This window comes from Arthrobacter sp. SE2, from assembly GCF_058244265.1.
The window spans coordinates 42,633-54,003 of the sequence record NZ_JBZAYA010000024.1 but is presented as its reverse complement, the minus strand read 5'-3'; the positions used below and the strand labels follow the sequence as shown (position 1 = coordinate 54,003).

Annotated in this window: 10 protein-coding genes; 4 read left to right on the top strand and 6 right to left on the bottom strand. The window is 65.7% G+C overall.

Features of this window, described 5'->3' with window-relative positions; genetic code table 11:
* The 5 genes from AC4CS3_RS21695 to AC4CS3_RS21675 form a co-directional block, all read right to left on the bottom strand.
* Positions 1-988: DUF222 domain-containing protein (locus tag AC4CS3_RS21695; RefSeq protein ID WP_490785171.1), on the bottom strand; the 988-nt coding region annotated here is incomplete at its 3' end.
* A gap of 160 nt (positions 989-1,148) precedes the next feature.
* A complete protein-coding gene (locus AC4CS3_RS21690; RefSeq protein ID WP_490785170.1) occupies positions 1,149-2,861 on the bottom strand; it encodes a flavin monoamine oxidase family protein in 1,713 nt (570 codons plus the stop codon).
* 8 nt (positions 2,862-2,869) lie between these two features.
* A complete protein-coding gene (locus AC4CS3_RS21685) occupies positions 2,870-3,709 on the bottom strand; it encodes a nitrilase-related carbon-nitrogen hydrolase (RefSeq protein WP_490785169.1) in 840 nt (279 codons plus the stop codon).
* Entirely contained in the window at positions 3,706-4,980 is a 1,275-nt protein-coding gene (locus tag AC4CS3_RS21680; protein WP_490785168.1) for a M20 family metallo-hydrolase, read from the bottom strand. The genes AC4CS3_RS21685 and AC4CS3_RS21680 overlap by 4 nt, the downstream gene beginning before the upstream one ends.
* On the bottom strand, positions 4,977-6,470 hold the full coding sequence (locus AC4CS3_RS21675) for an amino acid permease (protein ID WP_490785167.1): 1,494 nt from the start codon (positions 6,468-6,470) through the stop codon (positions 4,977-4,979). The genes AC4CS3_RS21680 and AC4CS3_RS21675 overlap by 4 nt, the downstream gene beginning before the upstream one ends.
* A 180-nt stretch (positions 6,471-6,650) precedes the next feature.
* On the opposite strand from AC4CS3_RS21675, the gene AC4CS3_RS21670 reads away from it, so the two are divergent.
* Positions 6,651-7,826 (top strand): RsbRD N-terminal domain-containing protein, encoded by a 1,176-nt coding sequence (locus tag AC4CS3_RS21670; protein ID WP_490785166.1) that lies wholly within the window; start codon positions 6,651-6,653, stop codon positions 7,824-7,826.
* Here the strand turns inward: AC4CS3_RS21670 and AC4CS3_RS21665 are convergent.
* Positions 7,810-8,487, bottom strand: a complete 678-nt coding sequence (locus tag AC4CS3_RS21665; protein WP_490785165.1) for an acVLRF1 family peptidyl-tRNA hydrolase — start codon at positions 8,485-8,487, stop codon at positions 7,810-7,812. The two genes, AC4CS3_RS21670 and AC4CS3_RS21665, sit on opposite strands and share 17 nt — an antisense overlap.
* Before the next feature lie 41 nt (positions 8,488-8,528).
* Here AC4CS3_RS21665 and AC4CS3_RS21660 point away from each other — a divergent pair, with 41 nt between their 5' ends.
* The 3 genes from AC4CS3_RS21660 (at position 8,529) to AC4CS3_RS21650 (ending at position 11,315) form a co-directional block, all read left to right on the top strand.
* The gene (locus tag AC4CS3_RS21660; RefSeq protein ID WP_490785164.1) at positions 8,529-10,001 is read left to right on the top strand and encodes a replication-associated recombination protein A; all 1,473 of its coding nucleotides are present in this window, start codon (positions 8,529-8,531) and stop codon (positions 9,999-10,001) included.
* A gap of 169 nt (positions 10,002-10,170) precedes the next feature.
* A complete protein-coding gene (gene rpsD / locus AC4CS3_RS21655; protein ID WP_028267147.1) occupies positions 10,171-10,791 on the top strand; it encodes a 30S ribosomal protein S4 in 621 nt (206 codons plus the stop codon).
* 149 nt (positions 10,792-10,940) lie between these two features.
* Positions 10,941-11,315, top strand: a complete 375-nt coding sequence (locus tag AC4CS3_RS21650) for a DUF948 domain-containing protein (RefSeq protein WP_059389201.1) — start codon at positions 10,941-10,943, stop codon at positions 11,313-11,315.
* Positions 11,316-11,371 lie beyond the last annotated feature (56 nt).

Below are 11,371 nucleotides of genomic sequence, written 5' to 3'. Positions count from 1 at the left end.
TGACCAGGACCTGCGCCCTCGGGGACGGAACACGCCCCGCCCCGCCGGCACTCATGCCCGGTCCCGCACCGGCTCCCGCACCGCTGGTTCCCGCACCGGCGTCGGGTACGCCGCCGTCGGGCATTGCGGTGTTGGTGCCGGTGGTGTGGTTGGTGAGGAGCCAGGTGGCGGTGATGTCGGCGCGGAGCTGGGCGAGGGTCCGGGTTTCGTGGGGGCCTTGGAGGGCGCGGGCGGCGGCGGTGGTCCGTTCCCAGATCCCGGCCGCGGTGTCGGCGGGGAGGTGGGCGGAGAGCCAGGCCATGCCGTCGCGGTCCGGGAGGTATTCGACGCGCCGGTCCTGGGCGCGTTGGGTGTGGCGTTCTTCGATGCTGACGGGGTGGTGGCGTTCGCGCCAGGTGCGGGCTTTGGTCCGGAACCGGGACGGGACGAGGTCCCCGGCCGGGCAGCCGCGGGCGGGGTTGGGTGCGTCGGGGTCCAGGAAGTGCGCTTCCAGGGCCGCTGCCCCGGCGGGGTCCAGGCCGTCGGTTTCGTCGACGATGATCCGGGCGTGCTGCCAGGAGATCGTCCCGGACTGCAGCGCGGCCAGGGTCAGGGGCATGCCTGTGGCCAGCGCCTGGGATTCGGAGAGGAGGGCGCCGGCGGTGCGTTCGCTGACGGTCAGGACGCAGGCGACCTCGGCGATCAGGGCGAGCTCTTGGGCGGTGGATTCCTGCGGTGAGGCGGCCGGAGGCGCCAGGGCCCTGGCTGCCTGGACGTAGTCCGCGGCGAGCCTCGCTTTCAGCGCGGCGGTCCGGGCTTCCAGCCGGGCGATTTCGGCGAGGCCGTCCAGGCAACCGTCGGCCAGACTCCGCAGCGGGTCGGTGCTTTCCGCGCCGGAGCCGGCGGGGGAATCAAAGTCCTGCGTGGCGGCGGCAAGCGCGGCGACGGAGCCGGCAACGGCTTCCACGGCCGCCCTGCTGCCGGCACTCCAGGCTGTCCTTCGATCCATACCCTCAGCATCGCAGGAGGCACCGACAATTTAGTGCCGCTGCTTGAGTTGCTTGAGTTGGTGCGCGCCTCTGGGCAGACACCGGACCGGCGCCCGGAGAAGGCTTGGGCAGAGCCCCGCGCCCCTCCGGGCGGTGCCGTCCGGTTCCCGCCAGGGCAGCCTAGGGGAGGCGGATGGGCTTGAGTTCCTCGAAGCGGTCACCGGGGCCGGGGTTCTCCGCCGGGGATGAGCCGCCCAACTGATTCATTACCCCCCAGACGGCGTTGAGTCCCGTGGTCACGGCTCCGTCGGCCCACCCTCCGGTCCAGGAAACGTCGTCGCCTGCAAGGAAGATGCCGCGGTGTTCCGGCAGGTGACCTTCCTGCATGAAGTGGGTGTAGAGCCGTTCCTGGTAGCGGTAGTGGCCGGGGAGGTTGTCGCTGAAGGCGCCCATGAAGTTAGGATCGTCCTCCCATGAAACGGTGACGGGATCGCCGATGATGTGCGAGGCAATGTCCACCGTAGGGTAGATCTGTTTGAGGGAGTGGAGCATGAGCCGGACCCGCTCATCGGCGTCCAGGGGGAGCCACTTGAGGGCGTCGTCGTTCCAGGTGTAGGACAGGCAGATCAGCGCTGGCTCGTCCGGGCCGTTCTCCAGGAGGTAGGTTCCGCGGGTAAGTCTGTCCGTGAGTGTGGTGCTCATGACCTGGCGTCCGGATTCGGGGTCGATGTCCTTCCAGAACGGCCGGTCCACGACCACGAAGGTCTTGGACGACTGCATGTAGTGGCTGCGTTCGATCGCAGTCCAGAGCTTGTGGCTGAACAGCGATTCGTCGACGTCGATGCGCGCCGAGAGCAGCCAGCTTTGGCACGTGGCGATGACTGCCGGGTATTCGGTAGTTCGTCCCCATCGGTCCGTGACGGCGATGCCACCGGGGGCGCCGCCGTCGTTCTTCACGCGCGCGACGGCGGCAACGGCCCCACGGGGGTGGCCCCCGTGCAAGGACGCCAGGCTGGTGCCTGCCGGCCAACGTGCCAGGCTTTCGGGAGTGTGGTTCCATAGCCGCTCCGGGAGGAGCTGGGCGCCGCCGATGATCCGGTGCTGCTCGGCGTCGGCGTCCACGTAGACCACGCGGAGGATTTCGAGGAAGGAATCCGGGAAGTTGGTGTCCCAGCCGCCGGTGCCGAAGCCGACCTGGCCGAAGGCCTCGCGGTATTCGAACGGCAGCCTGGAGAATGCTTTGGAGGTGGCGAGGTAGCCGGAGAAGGAGACATCGTCGAACTTCGGGACCAACTCGTTCCAGAGCTTCTTGATGGTGGCCAGGTCGCGGTTCCGGATGGATTCCTGCATCGCCGTGAAATGGGCGCGTTCCTCGAGGCAGTCGTCCCAGGCCGCGGCGACGTCGCCGAAGAACTGCGGAAGATCCTCGGCGGTCTCGGCGTAGTGCGCCTGGCCGCCGAGTTCGATGACCGTGCTGCCCGCCGCAGGGGTGAGGGGATTGGGGAAAGGCTGGGTTTCGATCCCCACTTTATCGGCGTAGTGGAAGAAGGACCGTCCCGAGCGGGGGAAGCGCATGCCCCCGAGGTCCGCCACGGGGCCGGACTGCCCAGGCTGGGTCCCGCCGCGGAGGCGCCCGCCGATCCTGGAGGATTCGTAGATGACGGGTTTGAGGCCCATCTTCATGAGCTCGTAGGCGGCAACCAGTCCGGAAAGGCCCGCGCCGATGACGGCCACTTCGGTGCCGTGCATATGTTCCGGCACAGCCCCGAGGCCGGCCGGGTGCGCAAGGAAGTCATCGTAGGGGAACGGGAAATCCGGGTTGAGCATGGTGATGGGAGCGGCTGCGGTTGCGGTCGCGGGTGCAGTCGGAGTGCTTGTGGCTGCGATGGTCACTGGTGTCCTTAGTGGTTTGTTGCGGTGGGTTCGTTGGTCATGAAGCGGGCCAAGTAGTCTGTGTCCCGGCGAGCTTGGGCAAGGACCTCGAGGTCCACGTCGGCGAGGATCAGCTCGTCTTCACCGGACGCCGTCGCCAGGCGCCCCCCATACGGGTCGGCGATGGTGCTCAGCCCTGCGAAGTTTGGGCCGGCGTGGTTTGCGTAGGCGATGAAGAGCTGGCTTTCGAGCGCGCGGGTGGGGACCACCATGGCGGGGATCAGCCGCGTGTCGAACGGTTGCTCGCCGGAGTCGTCCGCGGCTCGCAGCGGGACCGCCGTCGGCACGCACAGCAGCTCGGCGCCCGCCAGGGCGGCGGACCGCACGAACTCCGGGAACTCGACGTCGAAGCAAATGCCCAGGGCGATCTTGACGCCGTTGAAGTGGACGACGCCGGGCGCCTCGCTTCCGGGCGTGAACACGGAGTTCTCGTCGCCGCCGAAGAGGTTCTGCTTGCGGTAGCGGGTCAGTTCCGTGCCGTCGGTGCCGAACAGGGAGGCGCTGATGTAGCGCCTGCCGTCCTCGTGTTCGACGGTAGAGGCCACCAGCGCGATGCCATGTTCGACGGCGATGGCAGCGAGTTTCTCCCGCTGCGCGGCACCGTCGGTGCCGTGGACCAGGGTTGGCGCGTACCCGCTCGTGAACAGCTCCGGGGTGACCAGCAGGTTTGCGCCGCGTTGCCGGGCTTCGTGCGCCCGGGCGGCGATTCGCCGGAGGTTTTCCGCAGCAGAGTTGACCAGGCCGGTGGCCTGCAGGACCGCGACACGCAGACCAGGCTGGCGCAGTTCAGGCTGGCGCGGTGCTGTCATTTTTCCCCGTCCAGGTCTCCACGGCAGAGGCGGGCGACGACTTCGGTGAGCATGTCCACTCCGGCGCAGGCGTCGTCGTCGTGCGTGAACTCGCGCTCATTGTGGGAGATGCCGTCCACGCTGGGGACGAACAGCATGACCGTGGGAACGATGTCCTTCATGTTGATCGAATCGTGGCCGGCCAGGGTGAACACCGGAGTGTTGCTCAGTTCGAGCTTTTCGGCGCATTCCCGGGCCAGTTCGACGCCGGCGGGCTGGTACGGGTTGATGCCCCAGGCATGGGATTCCTCGACGTCGATCGAGATGTTGGTTTCGGCCTCGATGCGGGAGATGCCGGCCCGGAGCAGCGTTTTGGCTGCGGCCAGCACGTCCTCGTCTGCGGTGCGCATGTCCATGACCAGTTCCACCTTGGACGGAACCACCACCGGGGAGTTCGGGTAGACGGTCAGTTGCCCCACTGAAGTGTGCAGCACGGCTCCCGGGAATTGGTCTGCGATCTCGCGCAGCAGGACGACAAGCCGGGATGCGCCAAGGAGGGCGTCCTTGCGGTCGGCGATGACGGCCGAACCGGTGTGTGCTTGCTCGCCATGGACGGTGGCGCTGTACTTGGCTGCGGCCCAGCAGGAGTGGACCAGTCCTATCGTGGTTCCGGAGTCCTCCAGGGAACGGCCTTGTTCGATGTGGATCTCGGCGTAGGCTGCGGCCTGGGGGCCGCTGCCGGTGCCGAGCTGGCCGATGGCGGACAGCGCCTGGCGTACTGTGACGCCATCGACGTCGGTGATGGCGAGGGCGGTCTCGGCCGGCAGCTTTCCGGTGTAGACGGAGCTTCCCATCATGGAAGGCGCGAAGCGGCATCCCTCTTCGTTGAACCAGTCGACGACGGCCAGGTTGTACTTGGGCTTCTCCCCGGGCACGGTGGACTCGGCCAGGCGCCGGCCGGCGTGCAGGGCGGCAGCCACCCCGTAAGCGCCGTCGTACTTGCCGGCTGTCGGCTGGCTGTCCAGGTGGGATCCAACCAGGACGTAGGGCGCGCCGGGCGTCCACTCCAGGAGCGCGTAGAGGTTGCCCACCTGGTCCGTTTCGGTGCGGAAGCCGTACTGGGCAGCCAAGGAGGTGAACCAGGTGCGGGCCTGTGCGTCCGCAGTGGTTGCTGCCTGCCGGTCCACGCCATGGCCCGGGGTCTCGCCAATGGCGGAAAGGCTGCGGAAGTCGCGGAGGAAGGCCTCGGTGGCGGTGACGCCGGCCTTTATGCCGATCGTGGGGATGCTCATGATGCGGAACCTTCAGTTTCGTTCTGGGGAGTTGACGGGATGACCGGAAGGACATGGCTTGCGGGATTGATGATCGCCAATTCGTGCACGCGTTTGCGGACAGCGAACCACCCGGCGATGAGCGCCGGGACAATGAAGGCGAGCGATGCGACCGTGCATGTCCCCACCGGAAAGTCGAAGACCATGAGGACCATGACGGCGGCAAGGAAGGCCAAAGTGAGGTACGACGTCCAGGGAGCGCCAAGCATGCGGAACGCGGGCCGGATCATGAGCCCCTTCTTGGACAGCTTGTAGAGCTTCAACTGGCACAGCACGATGGTTCCCCAGGTGCACAAGATGGCCAAGGCCGTCGCATTGAGGGCGATCTCGAATGCCATGGCCGGAACCACAGCGTTCAGTCCCACGCCCAGCAAGGTGATGGCCGCCGTGAAGAGGATCCCGCCGTAGGGAACCCCGCCGCGGCTCATCCGTTCCATGAACTTGGGCGCCGTGCCGGTCTGGGCCATGGATCGGTAGATGCGTCCGGTCGAGTACAGGCCCGCGTTCAGGCTGGACAACGCTGCGGTCAGGACCACGAAGTTCATGACATCGCCCGCACCAGGGACCCCGATGGCGGCAAAGAAGGTCACGAACGGTGATTCGCCGGCCTTGTACGCGTTGAAGGGAAGCAGCAGGGCCAGCAGCGCCGAAGACCCGACGTAGAAGATGGCGATCCGGAAAATCACCGCGTTGACGGCCTTGGGCATGACCTTCGCCGGGTTCTTTGTTTCACCGGCAGCAACACCGATCAGGTCGATCCCGGCATAGGCGAACACGATGCCCTGGGCGATGATGACTACCGGCAGGAGCCCGTGCGGCAAAAGGCCGCCGTTTTCGGCGATCAGGGAGAACCCGGGGCTGTGGCCTGCGACGGGGAAGTTGCCGCCGAAGAAGATGCCGCCCACGATCAGGAACGCCACCAAGGCGCCCACTTTGATGATGGCGAACCAGAACTCGAGTTCACCGAAGAGCTTGACCGAAATGAGGTTGACGCCGGTCACGACCGCCAGTGCGGCCAGGGCCAGGACCCACTGAGGGACGGAACTGAAGGCTGTCCAGTAGTGGAAGTAGACCGCGATTGCCGTGATGTCCACGATCGCGGTGAGCGCCCAGGAGATGGCGTAAACCCAGCCCGACACATAAGCAGCCTTTTCGCCAAAGAACTCCCTCGCGTACGAAACGAAGGAGCCCGACGACGGGCGGTGCAGGACGAGCTCGCCGAGGGCCCGCAGGACGAAGAAGGCGAAGACGCCGCAGATTGCATAGACGACGGGAAGGACGGGACCGGCCGAGGCAAGCCGGCCCCCGGCGCCAAGGAACAGCCCGGTGCCGATCGCACCGCCCATGCCGATCATCTGCACCTGCCTGTTGGACAGGCCCTTCTTGTATCCGGACTGTTCGTCGGAGCGGACAGCCGTTGGCCGCTCCTCGACAGGGATGTTGGTGGTCATCGAAAACTCCTGGCCTAAGAAATGTGACTGCCGCCATGAAAACGGCTGACATCGATCGTCCCAAGCAACCGTGGCGCGGCCAATGACAACATCACCTCGAATCGGGGCCAATAAATGTACGAAGGTACAAGCGGCTTTTCCTCTGCGGGAGGCATGATGAAAGAGGACAGTGGAGGTGCCATGACGGACGATGAGAAGTGGCGGGGAGTGGTTGCGGCATTGTCGGAACTGCTCCCTGGCATGGTGGATACATTCATCGCGAGAATCCTCCAGGATCCGGTGTACAGCGAGTCCGGGCTGACCATTGAGGACCTCCGCAGGAGCAGCCACGATTCCTTGGTGGCCATTCTCGGCGTGCTGCAGGACGGGGGAACCACTATGGACGCCCTCGAGTCCATCGCCGCGGAACTGGGCAAGCGTCGCGCAAGGCAAGGACTCCCCTTGGACAGCTTGGTGCGCGCGATCAGATTGGACTTTTCCGTGGTGTGGGATGCGTTGTCCGCGTCCGCGCTGGCCGTGGATCCGGCGCTGCTGGTCAGCAGGACCGAACTCGTCTGGCGCACCGTGGACACCTTTGCCTCACGGGTCCAGGCACGGTACGTGGCCGAACTGGAGGATATCGAGCGGGCCAACGCCGATCTGCAGCACCAGTACCTCTCGCAGCTATTCGCCCCAGCGGAACCGTCGGAATCGGATCTTGCCCGGATCGCTGGAGCCCTGCGCGTCGACGTCGGCGCACGGTTCCTTGTGGCAGCGGTCAGCAGGGAAGACAGCCTGACTGTGCAACGCCGCCTGCGTCACCGGGCCAAAAGGATAGAAGCCTTCTTTACTTTCGACCAAGAGCACCACACCCTGGTCATCCACAAGCGGGGCGGGCAGGGCCACGCGGAGCATAGCAACGCGCTCACGTACGACGAGTCAGTCCTCTTCGATGGGATGGCAGTTGCCGTGGCGCCACTGGCTGAAGGGCTCGGCAGTGTGAGAACCTCGGCTGCCGCGGCCCGGGAAATCATGCGCGATTTGCCCATGGGAAGCGCCGGCGTCTTCACTCTCAGGGACAGGTGGTTGTCCATCACCCGGCACAGATTGTCCCAGCTCGGTTGCGATCCGGGACAGCTCGTGTTTCCCAAGCTGCAGGACTGTGCACCGCAGGAACGGGCACGCATCCTCGAAGCGGCCACTACGTTCCTCGGGACAGGCAGCCTGGTGGAGACGGCCCGCAAGCTCTTTTGCCATCGGAACACGGTGGTGAACCGACTGGCGGCGTTCGAACGGTACACCGGGCTGGACCTCCAGAACCCCACCGATCTGGCATTGGCAGTGTTGGCGCTACACGCCTCTACAGCGGATCCGTGACCTCGATCCGCACGGCACAGGCATCCGCCGCAGCCCTGCGAAGCACGGTTGCGTTGGGGTCGGTAACTGCCAGGAACGCGAGCCTTGTCCGCGACGCGTATTCCTTCAAGGCCTTTTCTTCCAGGACCGCCGCGGACAGCGCGGCGTCTCCGCCCAGGACGAGATATTCAATGCTGTGTCCGGCGAACACAGCTGCGGCATAACCAGCCACGGCTTCCGTCAGCGCGTTGGCCTGATTCTCGCGACGCCGGGCGAAGCGCTGCTGCGAGGATCCACCTGCCGCCGAGCGAGACTGCACGTAACGGGAACCCGATTTGGACGCGGACACCTTGCCGCCGCTGACGACGCCTACCGCGTAGCCGCCCCGGCGCACCAGGATGATTCCGATCCGCCGTTCCTGCGAAGCAAGCGACGCCAAGCGCTCAACCGTGGTAGCGCCCCTGCCGGGCCTTCCATCGACGGGCCATGGGGCTCTCAATAGTGCCGTGGCGCCGTCAGCCCCCTTCAGGAGGGTGCCGCCGTCGTCGGGCTCCTCCTGAACGGAGCCATGGCTCGCGGCGAAGCGCTCCACCCAGCCGGTCAACCGCGGACCGGGGATGAAAGCGGTGCGCCCCGCCCCAGGCGGCCGCTTTTCGTTGGGGCCGGATGGCCGGGTCTCCACGTCGATGTCTCCTTAACTGGAATCATGAGTAGCCTATCCATGTGGAAGATCTCTTTGGTGCCGACGAGGACAACGACGACGACGCCGGCAGCCAGGCGGCGGATTCGGACCGTTCCGGAACGGGACGTGCGGGCACAGGACGTGCCGCGTCGCCACGGAGCCCTTTGGCTGTCCGCATGAGGCCCCGGACGCTCGACGACGTCGTGGGCCAGCAGCATTTGCTGGGCCAAGGATCTCCTTTGCGGCAGCTTGCCGCAGGGGCCGACGCCTCCGGTCCTGCCGGCCCGAGTTCGGTCATCTTGTGGGGACCCCCGGGCACGGGCAAGACGACGCTGGCACACGTCATCGCCCGCGGACCGGGCCGGAAGTTCGTTGAATTGTCCGCTATTACGGCGGGCGTCAAGGATGTCCGGCTTGTGATGGAAAACGCCTTGACCGCCCGGGATCTCTACCGGACCACAACCGTGCTGTTCCTGGACGAGATCCACCGCTTCAACAAAGCGCAACAGGACGCCCTGCTGCCCGGGGTCGAGAAGGGCTGGGTGGTCCTGGTCGCCGCGACCACCGAAAACCCTTCGTTCTCCGTGGTCTCGCCGCTGCTCTCCCGATCCCTGTTGCTCACCCTGAAGCCGCTCACCGACAGCGACATCGAGGCGCTCCTGCAACGGGCCGTTGCCGATGCGCGCGGCCTTGCCGGGGGAGTGGAGCTCACTCCCGAAGCCCTCGATCATTTGGTCCGCTTGTCCGGGGGAGATGCCCGCCGCGCGCTCACCGCGCTCGAGGCCGCGGCCGGCGTGGCCTACGGAGACCGGAACAACGACGGCGGCGACCCTTCCGAAGAGCCGGGGCTCGCGGGTGACGGCGCCCCGGACGCCCCGGTCGTCGTCGAACTCCGGCATACGGAGCGGGCCCTGGATGTCGCCGCGGTCCGATACGACCGCGCTGGAGACCAGCACTATGACGTCGCCAGTGCGTTCATCAAGTCGATCCGCGGCTCAGACGTCGACGCGGCCCTCCACTACCTGGCGCGCATGCTCGAAGCCGGAGAAGACCCGCGCTTCGTGGCCCGCCGGATCGTCATTTCGGCTGCCGAGGACATCGGCATGGCGGATCCGACCGCGCTGCAGACCGCCGTCGCCGCGGCCCAGGCAGTGCAGTTGATCGGCATGCCCGAGGGCCGCATCATCCTCGCCGAAGCCGTGGTGCATTTGGCGACGGCGCCCAAGTCCAACGCCGCCTATATGGGCATCAACAAGGCAATCGCCGATGTGCGTGCGGGGATGGGGAACGGGATTCCGGCGCACTTGCGGGATGCGCACTACCAAGGAGCGAAGGGCCTTGGCCACGGCCAAGGCTACAAGTACGCCCACGATGCCCCGCACGGCGTGGCCACCCAGCAGTACGCTCCGGATGACCTGGTCGGCAGGGACTACTACCAGCCGACGGCAAACGGAGCCGAACGGGATATTGCTCCCAGGCTCGAGCGGCTGCGCAGGATCATCCGGGGCGGGTAGGCGTCATGGTAGGCTAGATGTTTGTCTGGCAAGGCCTGGCGCACAATCCATCAAAATCCAGGTTTTGATGCTGTGCCCTGCGCCCCGTAGCAAAAGGCAGCGGTTGGCCGATGCTCTCCCTCATGGAGGCCAGTAACACTGACACTCCGCAGATATTGGAAGGACACAAGTGGCTAACAACACTCGTGCTCGCCGTACCGCACGCCTTTCGCGTGCACTCGGCATCGCTCTGACTCCTAAGGCCGCCAAGTACATGGAGCGCCGTCCGTACGGCCCCGGTGAGCATGGCCGTGCCCGCAAGAAGCAGGACTCTGACTACGCTGTACGTCTGCGCGAAAAGCAGCGTCTGCGCGCCCAGTACGGCATCCGCGAAGCCCAGATGACCCGTGCCTTCGAAGAAGCACGTCGCACCAAGGGCCTGACCGGTGAAAACCTGATCGAACTGCTCGAAATGCGTCTCGACGCCCTCGTGCTGCGTGCCGGCTTCGCCCGCACCATCGCCCAGGCCCGCCAGCTGGTTGTGCACCGCCACATCCTCGTTGACGGCATCCGCGTGGACCGCCCGTCGTTCCGCGTTGCGGAAGGCCAGCTCATCCACGTTCACAGCCGTAGCGAAGTCATGGCTCCGTTCCAGGTTGCAGCTGCCGGTGCACACGTTCTGAACGTCGTTCCGGCTTACCTGGACGTCAAGATCGACGCCCTGCAGGCACGCCTGGTTCGTCGCCCGAAGCGCTCCGAGGTCCCCGTGACCTGCGAAGAGCAGCTCGTGGTCGAATTCTACGCTCGCTAATTTCCAGCAAGCACATACAAAGAAGCCCGTGGCACGCGCCGCGGGCTTCTTTGTATGTAAGGTACTTGGGGAAGCCACGCCGAGGGTGCCTGTGTAGAGCCACACCGCACACCAATGGCAACGCAACAAATGCTAGGAGATGAGTGTCCATGACTGGTGGCGATATTGCAGGCCTGATCGCAGCCGGAGTTTTCGCGCTCCTTGTGGTGCTGTTGGCTGTGCCGATCCTCAAACTCGGGCGAGTCTTCGATGAAGTCCGCACCTCCATCCGCTCCTTGAGCGACGGAGCAACGCCCCTGATGGACGAAGTCACGGCGACGGTTTCCACCACAAACCAGCAGCTTAAAAAGGTGGATGGCATCACCTCCAACGTTTCCGACGCCTCCGCAAACATCTCTGCTTTGTCCTCACTGGTGGCCGCGACAGTCGGTTCGCCGCTCATCAAGGTGGCAGCGTTCAGCTATGGAGTGCGCTCGGCTTTTGCCGCCCGCCGCAAGCCGGGCAGTGGCCGCCGCAGCCGCTGAATCCGTTCGTAAGTCACGACCTTCGTATGTCAGGAAAACTGTGAAAAGAATTGTCT

Bases quoted from the DNA above. Each gene is read 5' to 3' on its own strand.
- AC4CS3_RS21685 (WP_490785169.1), bottom strand. From the start codon at position 3,709: ATGACAGCACCGCGCCAGCCTGAACTGCGCCAGCCTGGTCTGCGTGTC.
- AC4CS3_RS21670 (WP_490785166.1), top strand. From the start codon at position 6,651: ATGACGGACGATGAGAAGTGGCGGGGAGTGGTTGCGGCATTGTCGGAA.
- AC4CS3_RS21680 (WP_490785168.1), bottom strand. From the start codon at position 4,980: ATGAGCATCCCCACGATCGGCATAAAGGCCGGCGTCACCGCCACCGAG.
- AC4CS3_RS21675 (WP_490785167.1), bottom strand. From the start codon at position 6,470: ATGACCACCAACATCCCTGTCGAGGAGCGGCCAACGGCTGTCCGCTCC.
- AC4CS3_RS21650 (WP_059389201.1), top strand. From the start codon at position 10,941: ATGACTGGTGGCGATATTGCAGGCCTGATCGCAGCCGGAGTTTTCGCG.